This is a genomic window from Streptomyces sp. NPDC090083 (assembly GCF_044747445.1).
Taxonomy (GTDB): Bacteria; Actinomycetota; Actinomycetes; order Streptomycetales; family Streptomycetaceae; genus Streptomyces.
The window spans coordinates 1,128,868-1,147,470 of record NZ_JBIVED010000001.1 but is presented as its reverse complement, the minus strand read 5'-3'; the positions used below and the strand labels follow the sequence as shown (position 1 = coordinate 1,147,470).

Annotated in this window: 11 protein-coding genes; 7 read left to right on the top strand and 4 right to left on the bottom strand. The window is 70.0% G+C overall.

The genetic code is table 11. The annotated features are described in order from the left end of the window. Window positions 1-37: 37 nt before the first annotated feature. On the top strand, window positions 38-1,276 hold the full coding sequence (locus tag ACIPTO_RS04810) for a ricin-type beta-trefoil lectin domain protein (protein WP_401189464.1): 1,239 nt from the start codon (window positions 38-40) through the stop codon (window positions 1,274-1,276). Between the two features lie 61 nt (window positions 1,277-1,337). Here ACIPTO_RS04810 and ACIPTO_RS04805 read toward each other — a convergent pair whose 3' ends face one another. Further along, a complete protein-coding gene (locus ACIPTO_RS04805) occupies window positions 1,338-2,867 on the bottom strand; it encodes a UDP-N-acetylglucosamine 1-carboxyvinyltransferase (RefSeq protein WP_366312396.1) in 1,530 nt (509 codons plus the stop codon). A 64-nt stretch (window positions 2,868-2,931) separates the two neighbouring features. Beyond that, the gene (locus ACIPTO_RS04800; protein WP_366312394.1) at window positions 2,932-3,129 is read right to left on the bottom strand and encodes a DUF4236 domain-containing protein; all 198 of its coding nucleotides are present in this window, start codon (window positions 3,127-3,129) and stop codon (window positions 2,932-2,934) included. Window positions 3,130-3,387: 258 nt separating this feature from the next. On the opposite strand from ACIPTO_RS04800, the gene acnA reads away from it, so the two are divergent. The 3 genes from acnA (at window position 3,388) to ACIPTO_RS04785 (ending at window position 8,508) form a co-directional block, all read left to right on the top strand. Beyond that, window positions 3,388-6,102, top strand: coding sequence for an aconitate hydratase AcnA (gene acnA, locus ACIPTO_RS04795; protein ID WP_366312392.1), 2,715 nt, complete (start codon window positions 3,388-3,390; stop codon window positions 6,100-6,102). Between the two features lie 145 nt (window positions 6,103-6,247). Then, window positions 6,248-6,973 (top strand): response regulator transcription factor, encoded by a 726-nt coding sequence (locus ACIPTO_RS04790; RefSeq protein ID WP_366312390.1) that lies wholly within the window; start codon window positions 6,248-6,250, stop codon window positions 6,971-6,973. After that, the gene (locus tag ACIPTO_RS04785) at window positions 6,970-8,508 is read left to right on the top strand and encodes an ATP-binding protein (protein ID WP_401189461.1); all 1,539 of its coding nucleotides are present in this window, start codon (window positions 6,970-6,972) and stop codon (window positions 8,506-8,508) included. The genes ACIPTO_RS04790 and ACIPTO_RS04785 overlap by 4 nt, the downstream gene beginning before the upstream one ends. Before the next feature lie 25 nt (window positions 8,509-8,533). Here ACIPTO_RS04785 and ACIPTO_RS04780 read toward each other — a convergent pair whose 3' ends face one another. Further along, entirely contained in the window at window positions 8,534-9,103 is a 570-nt protein-coding gene (locus ACIPTO_RS04780; RefSeq protein ID WP_401189460.1) for a hypothetical protein, read from the bottom strand. A 224-nt stretch (window positions 9,104-9,327) separates the two neighbouring features. On the opposite strand from ACIPTO_RS04780, the gene ACIPTO_RS04775 reads away from it, so the two are divergent. The 3 genes from ACIPTO_RS04775 to ACIPTO_RS04765 all read left to right on the top strand — a co-directional run bounded on the left by ACIPTO_RS04775 (window position 9,328) and on the right by ACIPTO_RS04765 (window position 14,460). After that, window positions 9,328-10,422 (top strand): lytic polysaccharide monooxygenase, encoded by a 1,095-nt coding sequence (locus ACIPTO_RS04775; protein ID WP_401189459.1) that lies wholly within the window; start codon window positions 9,328-9,330, stop codon window positions 10,420-10,422. A gap of 323 nt (window positions 10,423-10,745) precedes the next feature. Then, entirely contained in the window at window positions 10,746-14,018 is a 3,273-nt protein-coding gene (locus ACIPTO_RS04770; RefSeq protein ID WP_401189458.1) for a GH92 family glycosyl hydrolase, read from the top strand. A 67-nt stretch (window positions 14,019-14,085) separates the two neighbouring features. Beyond that, window positions 14,086-14,460 (top strand): hypothetical protein, encoded by a 375-nt coding sequence (locus ACIPTO_RS04765; protein ID WP_366312380.1) that lies wholly within the window; start codon window positions 14,086-14,088, stop codon window positions 14,458-14,460. Between the two features lie 7 nt (window positions 14,461-14,467). On the opposite strand, the gene ACIPTO_RS04760 is transcribed toward ACIPTO_RS04765, so the two are convergent. Next, on the bottom strand, window positions 14,468-18,262 hold the full coding sequence (locus tag ACIPTO_RS04760; RefSeq protein ID WP_401189455.1) for a GH92 family glycosyl hydrolase: 3,795 nt from the start codon (window positions 18,260-18,262) through the stop codon (window positions 14,468-14,470). Window positions 18,263-18,603: the final 341 nt, after the last annotated feature.

Genomic DNA, 18,603 nt, shown 5'->3' with positions numbered 1-18,603 from the left:
CCGGTCGTCCCCCGATCCCCTTTCTGGAAGGACCCTCATGTCCGGCAAGAACAGCCCGCAGCACCAGGCAGCGACGGGCGGGGCGGAGCCCACTCCGGCCCCGGACACCACCGCGAGCGGCGCCCCCGAGGCAGGCACCGAACTCCCGGCGACGAGCGGTGAGTCGGAGAGCGGTCGCACGGCCGCCACCGGCACCCAGGAGACCGCGGCGACGGCGGAGGCGGCGCCGACGCCTCCCGCGCAGCCCGCCGCGACGGCCCAACTCCCCGCCGCGGAAGCCGCCGTGGACACTGCCGCGGGAACCGATGCCGGCACCGATGAGGGTGCGACCGCGGAAGCGGCACCGGCTCCGGGGCACGCCGACCCTGACCCCGACCCGGCTCCCGAGGCCCTCGCCGGAGCGGCGACGGCCGAGTCCTCGGGCGGAGCGGGGGCGGGGACGGGTGAGGACGCCGCCACCGCGGCCCCCGCCTTCGGCCGCCCCTCCCGGGGGCTGCTCGCCGGTGCGGCGATAGCCGGCGCGCTGCTGATCGGGGTGCCGTTCCTGGTGTCGGGGATGCTCGGCAAGTCGAGTTCGGACAGCAAGCCGTCCGATCAGGTCGCCGACGCCGGCACGGTGTTGAACGGTGCGACGACGGACAGCGGCGCGGGCGCCTACGGTTCGGCCAGCCCGGACCCGACCTCGCCGAAGCCGACGCCCTCGCACCCGTCCGGCGGCAAGAACAACACGGTGAAGAACGGCGCGGGAGCGGTGGTGGCCGGTGCCGGTTCCGGTGCCGGGGTGATCGCGGGCAGTTCCGCCGAGGCCCCCAAGAAGGCGTCCTCCGGGAAGAGTTCGACGAAGAAGTCCACCACGCCCAAGGTCACGGCCACCAAGACGGTGATCAGCGCGCCCGGCACCACCATCTACAGCCACGCCTCCAACAAGTGCATCGAGATGGTGGGTCACAAGGGCGCCGACGGTTCGCCGCTCCAGATCAACAGCTGCACCGGCAAGAACTGGCAGAAGTGGGACTTCCGTTCGGACGGCACGATCCGCTCGATGGGCCTGTGCATGGACGTCGCCTGGGGTTCGTCGGCGAACGGCGCGGTGATCCAGATCGCGGTGTGCAGCGGCAACCCGGCCCAGCAGTTCCGTCTCAACTCCAGCAACGACCTGGTCAATCCGCAGGCCAACAAGTGCGTAGACGTGAAGGACCAGAAGACCGGCAACGGCACCCGGCTCCAGCTCTGGGACTGCAACGGCCAGGACAACCAGAAGTGGAGCACCCGCTGAACACGGCGGTGCCGCCGCACCGGTGACGGCACGGCGGCACCCGGGACATCCGGAACGCGTCCTAGATGTCGCGGAAGATCTCGATCTGCGCCCCGATCGAGTTGAGCCGCTCCGCCAGATCCTCGTAACCGCGGTTGATGACGTACACGTTGCGCAGCACGGACGTGCCCTCCGCCGCCATCATCGCGAGCAGGACGACCACCGCGGGCCGCAGCGCCGGCGGGCACATCATCTCGGCCGCCCGCCAGCGGGTCGGACCCTCGACCAACACCCGGTGCGGGTCCAGGAGCTGGAGCCGGCCGCCGAGACGGTTGAGGTCCGTGAGGTAGATCGCGCGGTTGTCGTAGACCCAGTCGTGGATGAGGGTCTGGCCCTGCGCGACCGCCGCGATGGCCGCGAAGAACGGCACGTTGTCGATGTTCAGGCCGGGGAACGGCATCGGGTGGATCTTGTCGATCGGCGCCTCCAGTTTGGAGGGCCGGACCGTCAGGTCCACCAGGCGCGTGCGGCCGTTGTCCGCGACGTACTCCGGGGTGCGGTCGTGGTCGAGGCCCATCTCCTCCAGGACCGCGAGCTCGATCTCCAGGAACTCGATGGGCACCCGGCGGACCGTCAGCTCCGACTCGGTGACGACGGCGGCGGCCAGCAGGCTCATCGCCTCGACCGGGTCCTCGGAGGGGGAGTAGTCCACGTCGACGTCGATGGTCGGCACGCCGTGCACGGTGAGGGTGGTGGTGCCGATGCCCTCGACCTCGACGCCCAGCGCCTCCAGGAAGAAGCACAGGTCCTGGACCATGTAGTTGGAGGACGCGTTGCGGATGACCGTGACACCGGCGTGGCGGGCGGCGGCCAGCAGCGCGTTCTCGGTGACCGTGTCGCCGCGCTCGGTCAGCACGATCGGGCGGTCGGGGGAGACGGACCGGTCGATCCGCGCGTGGTAGAGACCCTCGGTCGCGGCGATGTCGAGGCCGAAGCGGCGCAGCGCGATCATGTGCGGTTCGATCGTGCGCGTCCCGAGGTCGCAACCGCCCGCGTACGGCAGCTTGAAGCTCTCCATGCGGTGCAGCAGCGGGCCGAGGAACATGATGATCGAGCGGGTGCGGCGGGCCGCCTCGGCGTCGATCGACTCCATCTCCAGCTCGGCCGGCGGCACGATCTCCAGGTCGACGCCCTCGTTGATCCAGCGGGTGCGGACGCCGATCGAGCCGAGTACCTCCAGAAGGCGGTACACCTCCTCGATCCGCGCGACCCGGCGCAGCACTGTGCGCCCCTTGTTGAGGAGCGAGGCGCACAGCAGTGCCACGCACGCGTTCTTGCTGGTCTTCACGTCGATCGCGCCGGACAGCCGGCGTCCGCCGACCACCCTCAGATGCATCGGACCGGCGTAGCCCAGGGAGACGATCTCGCTGTCCAGGGCTTCACCGATTCGGGCGATCATCTCAAGGCTGATGTTTTGGTTGCCGCGCTCGATGCGATTGACGGCGCTCTGACTGGTGCCGAGCGCCTCGGCGAGCTGCGTCTGTGTCCAGCCCCGATGTTGCCGGGCGTCACGGATGAGCTTGCCGATACGTACGAGGTAGTCGTCTGCCATGAGGCCGAGGTTATCTCAGATATGAGATGGCACCTCTTGGGGGGTCCATTCGGGTGACGCCCGGTCAGTCGTCCTTCTTCGTGCGGGTCTTGCGCCACCCGAAAGGTCCGGGCAAATCCATCGATGTCGTACGACGTCCCGTGGTGCTGCGCGTGTAGCGCGGACCGCGCTTGCCTCCTGTCGTGATCGACATGGAGCGCTTGTTGATGTTCAGCCGGAGCCAGGGGAGGATCCGGAAACTCTTGCGGAACGTGAGCGGCATTCCCGCCCCCTTTCGTCCCGCACCGGATACCCCGAAGGCGCGCGGATATGGCCGCGGAGGAGGTCCGGGCATGACCAGCCCGCCCCCATGTACTAGAGTTATCTCGACATCGAGATATCTGCCGAGGTGCACCGCAGCCGCACACTCCGCCGATCCAGCAGTAAGGCTTACCTAACTTAGCCTTACCTTAGCGGATCGGCCAAGGGGTCGTAGCGGCAGGATGCGGTGGGAACGCGCACATCAATGAAGGAGACTGTCGTGTCGGCGAACAGCTTCGACGCCCGCAGCACACTGCAGGTGGGCGACGAGTCGTACGAGATCTTCCGCCTGGACAAGGTGGAGGGCTCGGCCCGGCTCCCCTACAGCCTGAAGGTCCTGCTGGAGAACCTGCTCCGCACCGAGGACGGCGCGAACATCACCGCCGACCACATCCGCGCCCTCGGCACCTGGGACTCGCAGGCCCAGCCGTCGCAGGAGATCCAGTTCACGCCGGCCCGTGTGATCATGCAGGACTTCACCGGTGTGCCCTGCGTGGTGGACCTCGCGACCATGCGTGAGGCCGTCAAGGAGCTGGGCGGCGACCCGGCGAAGATCAACCCCCTCGCGCCGGCCGAGCTGGTCATCGACCACTCCGTCATCGCCGACAAGTTCGGCACCCACGAGGCGTTCGCGCAGAACGTCGAGCTGGAGTACGGCCGCAACCGCGAGCGCTACCAGTTCCTGCGCTGGGGCCAGACCGCGTTCGACGAGTTCAAGGTCGTCCCGCCGGGCACCGGCATCGTCCACCAGGTCAACATCGAGCACCTGGCCCGCACCGTCATGGTCCGGGGCGGCCAGGCGTACCCCGACACCCTCGTCGGCACCGACTCGCACACCACGATGGTCAACGGCCTCGGTGTGCTGGGCTGGGGCGTCGGCGGCATCGAGGCCGAGGCCGCGATGCTCGGCCAGCCGGTCTCCATGCTCATCCCGCGCGTCGTCGGCTTCAAGCTCACCGGCGAGCTGACCCCGGGCACCACCGCCACCGACCTGGTCCTCACGATCACCGAGATGCTGCGCAAGCACGGTGTCGTCGGCAAGTTCGTCGAGTTCTACGGCGAGGGCGTCGCCGCCACCTCCCTCGCGAACCGCGCCACCATCGGCAACATGTCGCCGGAGTTCGGTTCCACCGCCGCGATCTTCCCGATCGACGACGAGACCCTGAACTACCTGAAGCTGACCGGCCGCAGCGCGCAGCAGGTCGCGCTCGTCGAGGCGTACGCCAAGGAGCAGGGCCTCTGGCTCGACCCGGCCGCCGAACCCGACTTCTCCGAGAAGCTGGAGCTCGACCTCGCGACGGTCGTCCCCTCGATCGCCGGCCCGAAGCGCCCGCAGGACCGCATCGTCCTCGCGAACGCCGCCGAGCAGTTCAAGAGCGACGTACGCAACTACGTCTCGGACGACGACGAGGCGGGCAAGGAGTCCTTCCCGGCCTCCGACTCCCCGGCCGCGAGCAACGGCGTCCCGTCGAACCCGGTCACGGTGACCGCCCCCGACGGCTCGACCTACGAGCTGGACCACGGCGCGGTGACGGTCGCGGCCATCACCTCCTGCACCAACACCTCGAACCCGTACGTCATGGTCGCCGCCGCGCTCGTCGCGAAGAAGGCCGTGGAGAAGGGCCTGACCCGCAAGCCGTGGGTCAAGACCACCCTCGCCCCGGGCTCCAAGGTCGTCACCGACTACTTCGACAAGGCCGGGCTCACCCCCTACCTCGACAAGGTCGGCTTCAACCTCGTCGGCTACGGCTGCACCACCTGCATCGGCAACTCCGGCCCGCTGCCGGAGGAGGTCTCCAAGGCCGTCAACGACCATGACCTCGCCGTCACTTCGGTGCTCTCCGGCAACCGCAACTTCGAGGGCCGGATCAACCCGGACGTCAAGATGAACTACCTGGCGTCCCCGCCGCTGGTCGTCGCCTACGCGCTGGCGGGCTCCATGAAGGTGGACATCACCCGCGACGCCCTCGGCACCGACCAGGACGGCAAGCCGGTCCACCTCGAGGACATCTGGCCCACCGAGGCCGAGGTCAACGACGTCGTCGCCAACGCCATCGGCGAGGACATGTTCAACAAGTCCTACCAGGACGTCTTCGCGGGCGACGCCCAGTGGCAGGCGCTCCCGATCCCGGAGGGCAACACCTTCGAGTGGGACGCGGAGTCGACCTACGTCCGCAAGCCCCCGTACTTCGAGGGCATGACGATGGAGACCACCCCGGTCTCGGACATCGACGGCGCCCGCGTGCTGGCCAAGCTCGGCGACTCGGTCACCACCGACCACATCTCCCCGGCCGGTGCCATCAAGGCCGACACCCCGGCCGGCAAGTACCTCACCGAACACGGCATCGAGCGGCGTGACTTCAACTCCTACGGCTCCCGCCGAGGCAACCACGAGGTCATGATCCGCGGCACCTTCGCCAACATCCGCCTGCGCAACCAGGTCGCGCCCGGCACCGAGGGCGGCTTCACCCGCGACTTCACGCAGCCGGACGCCCCCGTCTCCTTCATCTACGACGCCTCGCGCAACTACATCGAGCAGGGCGTCCCGCTGGTCATCCTGGCCGGCAAGGAGTACGGCTCCGGCTCGTCCCGCGACTGGGCCGCCAAGGGCACCGCGCTCCTCGGCGTCAAGGCCGTCATCGCCGAGTCGTACGAGCGCATCCACCGCTCGAACCTCATCGGCATGGGCGTCGTCCCGCTCCAGTACCCGGCGGGCCAGAACGCCGAGTCCCTCGGCCTGACCGGCGAGGAGTCCTTCTCCGTCGCCGGCATCACCGAGCTGAACGACGGCACCACCCCGAGCACGGTCAAGGTCACCACCGACACCGGCGTGGAGTTCGACGCGGTCGTCCGCATCGACACCCCCGGCGAGGCCGACTACTACCGCAACGGCGGCATCCTGCAGTACGTCCTGCGCAACCTGATCCGCAACTAGCGGCTCCGGTACGGCAGTTGAGGGCCGCATCCCCGGCGACGGGGGTGCGGCCCTTCGCGTTCGCCGTCGTCAGAGGCGTACCGGACATCGCCAGGACTCAGGTGGAACACAGGGTTCCCTCAGCGGGCCGGGACAGAATCGGGACATGACTGGCACCTCGGGGTCCCGCAGCAGCCGTGTCCGCGTGCTCATCGTCGACGACGAGCCCGCGCTCACCGAGCTGCTCTCCGTCGCGGTCACCGAGGCCGGCTGGCGGCCCTACCCCGCGCCGGACGGACACAGCGCGCTGCGCATCGCCCGCGGCTGCGCCCCGCACGCCGTCGTCCTCGACGGCATGCTGCCCGACCTCGACGGCATCCAGGTACTGCGCAGGCTCCGCTACGAGAACCCGCGGCTGCCCGTCCTCATGCTCACCGCCCGCGACGCCGTCGAGCACCGCCTCGACGGCCTCGAAGCGGGCGCCGACGACTACGTCACCAAGCCCTTCTCCCTGGAGGAGGTCGTCCTGCGGCTGCGCGGACTGCTCCGCCGCGCGGGCGGCGAACGCACCCCGGCCGACGACTCCGTCCGCGTCCTCGGCGACCTCGTCCTGACCGGCGAGACCCGCGAGGTCCGCCGCGCCGGAGCACCGATCCGGCTCACCGCCAAGGAGTTCGACCTGCTCACCCTGCTCCTCGACCACCCTCGCCAGGTGCTGAGCAAGGCCCAGATCCTCGACCGGGTGTGGAGCAGCGCCTTCGACGGCGGCGGCAACCTCGTCGAGGTCTACATCTCCAGCCTCCGCCGCAAGATAGACCGCGGCCGGGCACCGATGATCCACACGGTGCGCGGCATGGGATACGCCCTACGGCCCGTGGAGGACGGCAGATGAACCTCCTGACCCGCAACCCAGGCCGCCGGCACGGCCGTTCACTCCGCACCCGCCTCCTCCTCTTCATCAGCGCCACCCTGGTCGTCGTGTGCGCCGCGATGTCCCTCACCACCGTGTTCGTGCAACGCGCCTATCTGATCGGCAACTTGGACGACCGCGTCGGCAACGCGGCCGAACGCAGCCTCGGCGGGGCCGAACTGCAGCCGACGCTGGCCGACAACCTCGGCTTCCTCCTGGAGAACGGCCACGCCGTCGGGACGCTCGCCGCGCGGTTCGACGACCAGGGCACGATCACCGCCGCGGCCGTCGTCCGGCAGGACGCCCCGCCCCAGGCCCTGACCGCCGCCCAGCGCACGGCCCTCAAGGGCATCGGCGCCGACGGCGCCATGCACACCCGGACCGTGCCCGGCCTCGGCACCTACCGGCTCACGGCGCTCGACAGCGACGGCGTCCGGGTCCTCACCGGCCTCCCGATGGACGACGTGCAGGACATGATCAGCGGTCTGGTCGTGGTCGAGGCGCTCCTCGCCCTCGCCGGCCTCACCGTCGCGGGCTGCCTGTGCGCGGTCGTCATACGACGGCAGCTACGGCCGCTGGGCCGCGTCGCCGCCACCGCCGTCGAGGTCTCCCGCGCCCCGCTCGGACGCGGCGAGGTCACCGCCCTCACCCGGGTGCCCGAACAGGACACCGACCCCGGCAGCGAGGCCGGCCAGGTCGGCGCCGCGCTCAACCGCATGATCGACCACGTCGAGTCCTCCCTCGCCGAACGCCGGCGCGGCGAGGAGCGGATGCGCCGCAGCGAGGAACGCATGCGCCGCTTCCTCGCCGACGCCAGCCATGAACTCCGCACCCCGCTCGCCTCCATCGCGGGCTACGCCGAGCTGATGAACCGCGGCACCGACCGCATCGAACCCGGCCTCGCCTGGCGCCGGGTCACCGCCGAATCGGCGCGCATGACAGGCCTGGTGGAGGACCTCCTGCTGCTCGCCCGCCTCGACGAAGGCAGGCCCCTCCAGTCCGCCGAGGTCGACCTCGCGGCCCTCCTCGCCGAGGCGGTGTGGGACGCGCGCGCGGCCGGCACCGGCCACGAGTGGCAGCTCCACCTCTCGCTGGACGCACCGGCCCTGGTGACCGGCGACGAGGCCCGCCTGCACCAGGTGCTGGCCAACCTCCTGGCCAACGCGCGCGTCCACACACCCGCCGGCACGACCGTCACGGCGAGCGTCGAGGCCACCGCCGCCCGGACCGTCGTCGTCCGGGTGCGCGACGACGGCCCCGGCATCCCAACGGCCCTCCTCCCCACGGTCTTCGAACGCTTCACCCGCGCGGACGCCTCCCGCGCCCGCGCCGCCGGAAAGGAGGGCGGCTCCGGCCTGGGCCTCGCCATCGCGACGGCGATCACCCGCGCCCACGACGGCCGCATCGACGTGACCAGCGTCCCGGGCCGCACGGAGTTCACCGTCGAACTCCCGGCGGCCACCTCCGAACTCCCGCCCGGTGAAACGGCGTTGCACGTCCGCACGGCACCGGTCTAGGACGCGGCGGACGGGATGGTGGGCGTCACCGCGGTCCCGCCGTGGCGCCGCCCGCACGCCCGCCCAGCAACCGCGCCTGCTCCCGCTTCAGTTCGCCGAAGGCCCGCCGCGCGTACCCGGCCAACTCCGCACTCGGGAACGCGACCAGCGACAGGTGCTCCGTGAGGTCACCCCGCGCCCAGCGCGCCACGGTGATCTCGTAGCCCGCCGCGTGCGCGCACAACTCCAGCAGCAGCGGCGGCATTTCCGGCTCCCGCAACAGATCGGCCCGCCCTACGACGAGTTCGCGCATCTCGCGCAGCACCGGCAGGAAGACCGTCGTCACCCACAGCCGCCACTCCGCGAGTTCCTCGTCCGTCGGCGGGGTCGCGTCGCTGAAGGGCGAGGCGCCCGCGGCACGGCCGTGCCGCTGCGCGAACGCGGCGAAGGTGCGCGCGTTGGCCTCCGTCAGCGCGAACAACGGCCCGTAGAAGTCGCTGAGTTGGCGATTGACCCGGGCGAGCCGCTCCTGCCGCTGCGTCAGCCGCAGCCCGTTGAGATACGTGGCGGCGTACCCGGCGAAGGCCAGCGCGACCGTGACGACGACTGCGATCATCCCGGGATCGTACGAGACCCGGCCCCACCACACTCCAGCACCACTTCGGCAGCCACCAGACGTTTACAGCCCCCCGAGTCCGCGCTAACTTCACGGACAGGTGGGGTGGGAGCGCTCCCATCCGTTCGGTGGTCCGGAACCCGCCGGGCGGTCGGACCGCCCCGCCCCGCCCGTCCATCCCGCACGTTCCTCGCACCCGCCGACCGAAGGGACGTAGAACTGTCATGTCTGCGCCAATTCCACGCGCAACTCCCGCCCCCGTACCGCGATTACCGCACCCCACCCCGCACCGGGCCCTCTTCCTCGTACTCCTGGCACTCCTCACCACCGTCCCCGCCCTGGCCCTGATCCTCGCCACCGGCGGACGGGCCGAGGCGCACGGTACGCCGATGAAGCCCGGCAGCCGGACCTTCCTCTGCTGGCAGGACGCGCTCACCGACACCGGGGAGATCAAACCCGTCAACCCGGCGTGCAGGGCGGCCCAACAGGTCAGTGGGACCACGCCGTTCTACAACTGGTTCTCGGTGCTGCGCTCCGACGGCGCAGGCCGCACCCGGGGCTTCGTGCCGGACGGTTCGCTGTGCAGCGGCGGCAACCCGAACTTCACGGGCTTCGATCTCCCGCGCGACGACTGGCCGTTGACCCACCTCACCTCGGGCGCGACGGTCGACTTCTCCTACAACGCCTGGGCGGCACACCCGGGTTGGTTCTACGTCTACCTCACCAAGGACGGCTTCGACCCGACGAAGACGCTCACGTGGGACGACATGGAGGACACCCCGTTCCTCACGGTCGACCACCCGCCGCTCAACGGCACGCCGGGCACGGTCGAGGCCAACTACTCCTGGAGCGGGCGGCTTCCGGTGGGCAAGTCGGGGCGCCACATCATCTACATGGTGTGGCAGCGCTCGGACAGCGCGGAGACCTTCTACTCGTGCTCGGACGTCGTGTTCGACGGCGGCAACGGCGAAGTGACGGGTATTCACGACCCGGGCAACCCCACCGACCCGGTCCCCGGCGTCTGCTCGGCCACCCGCCGCACGACCGGCAGCTGGCCCGGCGGCTACCAGTCCGAGGTGACCGTCACCAACTCCGGCGACGTCCCGATGCTCGGCTGGATGGTCAACTGGTCACTCCCCGCAGGGCAGTCGGTCGCCAGCCTCTGGAGCGGCAACGCGACCTACAGCGGCCAGGACGTGATGGTCCACAACGCCGACTGGAACGGCTCGCTGAGTCCAGGACAGACCGCCACCTTCGGCTACGTCGTCAACGGCGACGGCGGTGATCCGGCGACCGCCCTGCCCTGCCAGGTCGGTTGACCCGGTGCTCGGGGCGGACCCGGTGGACGGGGGCCACCGGGTCCGCGAGCCGGGCGGGGAATGGGGGTTCGACCCGCCCGGGTGGTGCGTGGCTTGGTACGGCACTGCGGTGCGACAACGTTGTCGAATGATCTGCCCCTGACTGTACCGCCCCAACGGACAACGATGTCAACCCACTTGGCCCACGGACGCCGTCCGGGTGGGTGCCGCGCGTGCCCCACCGGCGCACGCGGTCTTCCGTGGTACGGGTGGCGCACGTTACTGTCCACGCGGCTTGTGCGACCTGTGGTGCGCGACCCGTCCGGAGGAGGAGGGGCCGCGTCATGCGTTTCCGTCCCATGTCCCTGCTGCTGGCCGCCGCACTCGCGGTCGCCGGTGCCACCCCCGCCCTGGCGGCGACCGCCGCCCCGCCACGACTCGTCAAGGACCCCAGCGCCTACGTCGATCCGCTGATCGGCACCAAGAACGGCGGCAACGTCTTCCCGGGCGCCGTCGTGCCCTTCGGCATGCTCTCCTGGAGCCCGGAGAACACCAGAGGCAGCGCCACCAGCACGGCCGCGCCCGGCGGTTACCAGTACGACGCCACCCGCATCCGGGGCTTCAGCCTCACCCACATGTCCGGCACCGGCTGCGCGGGCGGCAGCGGCGACATCCCGTTCTACCCGTACGCCGGTGAGGTCACCTCGTCCCCGGCGAGCGACACCAAGGACGCGGTCTACGCCTCCGACTTCAGCCACTCGGACGAGACCGCCGAGCCCGGCCACTACAAGGTCGGCCTCGCCTCCGGTGTCACGGCCGACCTCACCGCGACGGCCCGCACCGGCTCCGGCCGCTTCACCTACCCCGCCGGCAAACCCGCCTCGCTGCTGATCCGCACCGCCAACTCCGAGGTGGGGTCCACCGATTCGGCGGTCACCATCGACCCGAAGACCCGCACGGTCTCCGGCTCGGTCACCTCCGGCAACTTCTGCGGCTACCTCGACCCCGAGGGCCAACGCTCCTACTACACCGTGTACTTCACCGCCCGCTTCGACCGCGCCTTCGCGTCCACCGGTACCTGGCAGGACGACAGGCTGACCCCGGGCGCCACGAGCGCGACCGGCGGCACGGGCGGTTTCTCCACCGGCGGCCGTCCCGTCGCGGGCAAGGGCGCGGGCGGCTACGTCGAGTTCGAGCCCGGCACCGGCCCGGTCGGCGTCAAGGTCGGCATCTCCTACGTCAGCCAGGCCGGAGCCGCGGCCAACCTCGCGGCGGAGAACCCGCCCGAGCGGTCCTTCGACGCCGTCGAGAGCGCGGCCCACCGCGCCTGGCGCGACCAGCTCGGCGCGATCAAGGTGGGTGGCGGCACCGACACCGAGCGCACCACCTTCTACACCGCGCTCTACCACTCCCTCCTGCACCCGAACGTCATCAGCGACGCCGACCGCAGATACACCGGCAGCGACGGCAAGGTGCACCGGGTCGGCCGGGGCCACGCAGCGCAGTACGGGACCTTCTCCGGCTGGGACATCTACCGGTCGCAGGTCCAGCTGCTCACGCTGCTCAGCCCCCGCACCGGCTCGGACATCGCGCAGTCCCTCTACGAACTCGCCCGGCAGAACGGGGGAGTCTGGGACCGCTGGCTGCACGGCGCGAACGGCACCCACGTCATGAACGGCGACCCCTCACCCACCGCCCTGGCCGGCATCCGCGCCTTCGGCGGCACCGACTTCGACCTGAAGGGAGCGCTCGACTCCCTCGTCCGGGCGGCGACCGTGCCGACCGCGCAGGACCTGTCCTCCTCGGGCAAGCCGGTCCTCTCGGTGGGCCAGCGCCCCTCCCTGGACAAGTACCTGAAGCTGCACTACATGCCGTCCGTCTCCAACGCCTGGGGCGGCGCCGCCGAGACCCTGGAGATGTCCACGGCGGACTTCGCGCTCTCCCAACTCGCCACGGCAGCGGGGAAGAAGAGCACCGCGTCCGACTTCGCCCGGCGCGCCCAGTGGTGGCAGAACAACTTCAACATCGCCGCCGACCCCACCGGCGGCTACATCGCCAACCGCAAGGCGGACGGCAGCTGGGTCACCGGCTTCACCCCGGGCACCGGCAACGGCTTCGTCGAGGGCACGGCCGCCCAGTACACGTGGATGGTCCAGCACAACCCCGCCGGCCTCTTCGCGGCGATGGGCGGCACCGACAAGGCGCTGGCCCGTCTCGACTCCTTCTTCCACGAGGCGGACGGGAGCTGGGCCTTCACGGGCAGCGGCGGCGACAAGTCCGAACTGGACAACGAGCCGTCCGTCAACGTCCCCTACCTGTACGACTACGCGGGCGCGCCCTACAAGACCCAGGAGACGGTCAGGGCTGCCATGAAGCAGCTCTGGACCACCGACCCGGCCGGCATCCCCGGCAACGACGACCTCGGCGAGATGTCGTCCTGGTACGTCTTCTCCGCGCTCGGCATGTACCCGCAGGTCCCCTCCCGCGCCGAACTCACCCTCGCCTCCCCGCTGTTCGAGCGCATCGAGATCACCCGCCCGGACGGCAACGACATCTCGATCCGCGCGAAGGGGGCCGCGGCCGATGCCCCGTACATCCAGTCCCTGAAGGTCAACGGCCGTACCAGCGACCGCCCTTGGCTCTCCTCCTCGCTCGTCAGGAACGGCGGCACGCTCGACTACACCCTCTCCGCCACCCCGAACCGCACCTGGGGCAGCGACCCCGCCGACGCCCCGCCGTCCTTCCGCACCGGCGAACAGCCGTACCAGATCGGCGTCGGCCCGACCGCCGCGACCCTCGCCCCCGGCGAGAGCACCAAGGTCGGCATCAAGGCCCTGTCGCTGGGCGGCGGGACCGGACCCGAGGTCCGCTTCACCGTCGAGACCCCTGCCGGAGTCACCGCGACTCCCGCACAGGGCACGGTCGTCGACGGCTCCCAGGACGTCACCCTCACCGCCGCCGACGACATCCAGCAGGGCTTCTACGACGCGAAGGTCACCGTCACCTCGGGCGGCACGTCGTACGAGCAGCCGGTGTCCCTGACCGTGGCCGCGCCCGGCACCCTCCTCGCCGCCTACAACAACACCGGTGTCTCCGACGACACCGGCGAGCACGACGAGGCGGACTACGACGGGGGCGGCTGGAGCTACTCCCGCCAGGCGCTCGCGGCCGCCGGGCTGACCCCGGGCGGCGCGGGCACGGTGGACGGGCTCGGCTTCACCTGGCCCGGCTCGCCCGACGGGCGCCCCGACAACGTCTCGGCGGCCGGTCAGACCGTCCAACTCCCGCGGCCCGCGGCCACCTTGTCGTTCATCGGCAGCGCGGTCAACGGCAACCAGCGGACCAGCGCGACCGTCACGTACACCGACGGCAGCACCGGCGCCGTCGACCTGTCCTTCACGGACTGGACGGTCGGCGGGGGCGGCGGCACCGTGCAGTACGGCAACGAGGTCGTCGCCCGGGCCGCGTACCGCAATGTCGCGGGTGCGGACAAGGACCCGGTCGTCACCTATGTGTTCGCCACCAAGCCGTTCGCGGCCCCCACGGGCAAGACCATCAAGAGCGTGACACTTCCGGACGACCCGGATCTCCATGTGTTCACCCTTGCGGTGAACTGACGTCCGCAATGTGCGCCCTCGCCCGTTTCGGTGGCGGGGGCGCACTGCCGCGTGCGAGCATCCGCAGATGGTGAAACGGCCGCACATGCCCGAGGAGTTCAGGGCCGAGGCGCGCACCGCCTTCGCGTTCCTGGTGGGGGACGAGGGCTTCGCGCCGCCGGAGGACATAGACGGGGGCCTGCGATATCTGCGCGCCGACCTGATGGTGCGGGTCTGGTTCCTGGGCGGCGCCGAATCGGAGGTCCTGACACGACTGATCCCCCTGGCGCCGGACGGCACCAGGGGGAGCGGGGCGTGGCTCGACGACCTGTACACGGCCGCCGCGCTGGGTCCCGCCCAGGACGTCCCCGTCTTCGCGTCGACCAGACGGGGCGTCCTGAGACGGGTCCACCAGCACGCGGAGGCGTTGCGGCGGCTGCTGCCCCGCCTCCCCGTGCCGTGAGGGCGTCTCAGCCCAGCAGTTCCACCTCCGCGAGCGTCGAGGAACCGTTCAGCACCAGCCGGTAGTGCGCGTACGTGCCGGGCGTCGTGACCGAGAAGACGCGCGTCTGGCGGTCCCAGGTGAAGGACTCGCCGGAGCGTTTGTCGAGCGTCTTCCACGTGGTGCCGTCGGCCGAGCCCTGGAGGGTCCAGCCGGTCGGCGCCAGCGTGTGGTCCTTGGACGACGTCAGCGTGTACTGGACGCCCTTGGTGGCCTTCGCGACCGGCAGGTCCACCGAGGTCACCGTCGCCTCCGTCGCCGACGTGTTGTCGAACAGGGCTCCGTCACCGGCCAGTTGGTCGCTGCGAGGCGTGGGCACCTTGTCGTCCTTGGTGATGGACACGGGTGCCGCGTCCTTGCCGGTGCCCCAGGACGAGGGCTTCGAGCCCATGGCGAAGTCCAGCACCCCGCCCTTCTCCAGCAGCGAGTGGGGGAGCGAAGTCTTCGTCCAGGTACGGCCGTTGACCTTCAGCCCCTGCACGTAGACGTTCTTCGCGCTGTTCTTCGGCGCCTTGACGACCAGGTCGTGGCCGTTCTCCAGGTGGACGGTCGCCTTGGTGAACAGCGGGGAGCCGATGGCGTACTCGCCGCTGCCCATCACCAGCGGGTAGAAGCCGAGCGCGGAGAAGAGGTACCAGGCCGACTGCTCGCCGTTGTCCTCGTCGCCGTGGTAGCCCTGCCCGATCTCGCTGCCGGTGTAGAGGCGCGACAGCACCTCGCGCACGTCCTTCTGCGCCTTCCAGGGCTCGCCGGCCGCGTCGTACATGTACGTCACGTGGTGGGCGACCTGGTTGGAGTGGCCGTACTGGCCCATGCGGACGTCCCGGGCCTCGGTCATCTCGTGGATGACACCGCCGTAGGAACCGGCGTTGGTGGGCGAGGCGGTCTCCGGAGTGCTGAAGTACTGGTCCAGCTTGTCCCCGAGGCCCTTTTGGCCGCCGTAGAGGTTGGCGAGGCCGCGGCTGTCCTGCGGGGCGGTGAAGGCGTAGCCCCAGCCGTCGGTCTCCGTGTAGTCGTAGCCCCAGATCTTGGGGTCGTAACTGCCAGAGTCCACCCGCCAGTTGCCCTTGGCGTCCTTGCCCTGGAAGAACCCGGCCTGCTTGTCGAACAGGTTCACGTAGTCCTGGGCGCGGTTGAGGAAGTACGCGGACTCCTCCTTGTAGTGCTTCTCGCCGGTCTTCTGATAGAGGGCCTGGCCCATCTGCGCGATGCCGTAGTCGTTGACGTAGCCCTCCATCGCCCAGGAGAAGCCCTCGCCGGTGTCGGTGCTGGTGTAGCCGAGGAAGGGCGAGGTGGCCATGCCCTTGCGGCCGACGCCGGAGGCGGGCGGGACCACGGTCGCGTTCTTCACGGCCGCGTCGTAGGCCGACTTGGCGTCGAACTTCACGCCCTTGACGTACGCGTCCGCGAACGCGACGTCCGAGGAGGTGCCCGTCATCAGGTCCGCGTAACCGGGTGAGGACCAGCGCGAGGTCCAGCCGCCGTCCTTGTACTGCTGCACGAACCCGTCGACCATCTCACCTGCCTGACTGGGTGTCAGGAACGAGTAGGCGGGCCAGGTGGTCCGATATGTGTCCCAGAAGCCGTTGTTGACGTACACCTTCCCGTCGACGATCTTCGCGCCGGTGTGGGTCGGGGTGTCCTGGCTCGGCATCGGGGAGAACGGGGAGGCGTACTGGTACGTCGAACCGACCTTCTCGAAGCCGGAGTTGGGATACAGGTACAGCCGGTACATGCTGGAGTACAGCGTGGTCAGCTGGTCCGGTGTCGCGCCCTCCACCTCGACCTTGCCGAGCAGCTTGTCCCAGACCTTCCGGGCCTGCTTCCTGACCGAGTCGAAGGACGTGCCGTCCGGGATCTCCTGGCGCAGGTTGTCCTTCGCCTGGTCGACGCTGATCAGCGAGGTGGCCAGGCGCAGGGTGACCGTGTGGTCGGCGCCCGGCTTGAACCTCAGGTAGCCCTTGACCCCGCTGGAGGAGCCGTCCGTCACCGGCGCGTCGAACGTGCCGTAGACGAAGAGCCGCGTGGCGCCCGTGGACAGCCCGGACTTGACGTCCGAGTAGCCGGTGACGGTGCCGTTCTCCTTGTCGAGGGTCAGGCCCGCCTGCTCGGTAACGTTGTCGAAGACGACGCTCGCGTCGTCGCCGGGGTAGGTGAAGCGCAGCGAGGCCGCGTGGTCGGTCGGGGCCATCTCGGCCTTGAGACCGTTCTCGAACGTGACGCCGTAGTAGTAGGGACGGGCCGTCTCGTTCTCGTGCCGGAAGGCCAGCTCCCGTGCGTCCGGGGCGGTGTCGGGGGTCCCGGAGGCCGCCGACGGCATCACCTGGAAGGTCTGCCGGTCGCCCATCCAGGGGCTCGGCTCATGGCTCGCGCTGAACGCCTGGATCGTCGGCAGGTTGTCGGCGTTGTTGGCGCGCGCGTAGTCGTAGAGCCAGCTGAGCGACCCCGAATTCGTCACCGGCGTCCAGAAGTTGAAGCCGTGCGGCAGCGCCGTGGCGGGGAAGTTGTTGCCGCGCGAGAAGCTGCCGCTGGAGTTGGTGCCCCGGGTGGTCAGCGCGTAGTCGGCCAGATGCGCCTTCGGCTTCTCCGGCGCCACCGACTTCAGGCTCACGTCGTCCAGCCAGCCGCGGAACTTCGCCGGGCCACTGGGGGAGTCGTAGTCCAGCAGGATGCGGTCGACGGTCTTGCCGGCCGCCACCGAGCCGATCCGCGCGACCACGTTGTTCCACTGGTTGACGTAGAGGATCTTCGCCGCGCCCTGCCCCTGCGGCGTCAGCGCGAAGCCGTGCGCGTCGGTCGCGCCGAGGTCGCTGAGGTAGGTGCCGTCCGTGAAGGCGAGGTCGACGGAGACGTTCGTGGCGTCGTAGTCGAGGTCGCCGTCGGACATCTGCGGGAAGAGCCGGTAGGAGAGCGCGGTGTCCCGGCCGACCCGCACGTTCACGTCGAAGACCTTGTTGTACGAGTACGCCCGCCCCGTCGCCGTGTGACGGCCCGCGTAGCGCAGCGCCCGCTTCCCGGTGAAGCCCGCGCCCGCCTTGGCGGTGGGGGAGCCGCTGGGGCCCCGGTCGACGAGCGAGAGCATGTCCTCGGGGACCGGGGCGGTGGTGCCGCCCGTCGAGAACTGGACGTCGGCGAGCTGGAGTATCCCGCTCGCGCCGTTGTTCTTGGTGATGTCGAGCCGGAAGTGCTGGTACTCGGCCGGCTCGGCGAGGTCGTACGACTTCGTCTGGAACCGGTTGGCGAAGCTCTCGCCGGAGCGGGTGTCGAGGGTCTTCCAGTCCTTGCCGTCCGTGGAGCCCGACAGCGTCCAGTCCTTCGGATCGCGTTCGGCGAAGTCGTTCGCCGATGTCAGGGCGTAGGTCACGAGCTTGGCCGGTTTGTCGAGGTCGAACTCGACCCAGCCGGTGGGCTCGAAGGTCAGCCACTTGGTGCCGGACTCGCCGTCGACGAGGTTCTCCTTCACCTCGCCGCCGCCCGTGTTCTCGGAGCTGGCCCGGACGTCGGTGACATGGTCGGTCACATTGCCCGGGATACCGGTGCTGTAGCCGCCGTCGACCCCCGAGGCCCGCTTGGAGCCGTCGGGCGCGGTGTCGACCGTGTTCAGCCAGTCCGGTGCCGGATCGCCCGTCTCGAACGAGGAGGCGAACTCCCCGCCGGCGGCCGGGGCCTTCACGGGAAGGGCGACCGCCACCCCCTGAGAACCCACGAGCAAAGCCAGTGCGGCGGTCGACACGACCGCCGGACCCCACCATCTGTGATGCATACGAGGGCATCCTCCCTGCACGCTGGACAACGTTGTCAGCTTCGATGCGCAAGGAACAGTAGGGAGTCAAGTGCCCTGGTGTGTCAAGGGTGTTGAGTGAGGCATTCGAGGGCAATAACGGGGATTTCTCCGTCATCGAACACACAGGGCGTTCATATTTCCGCGAGGTCTCACTTCGGAAAAGACCGACAACCCACCCTGCATTCGATCTTGCTCTGTCGGCCGGAAGTGGACTATACCTGTCGCGTTCGACACCGCTCTCGCAGCACGCACCAAGTACTCCTGCACGACCAAGCTCGACCTGACCGCGGTGCCGGGGAGGATCCGGTTCACCGCCTGAG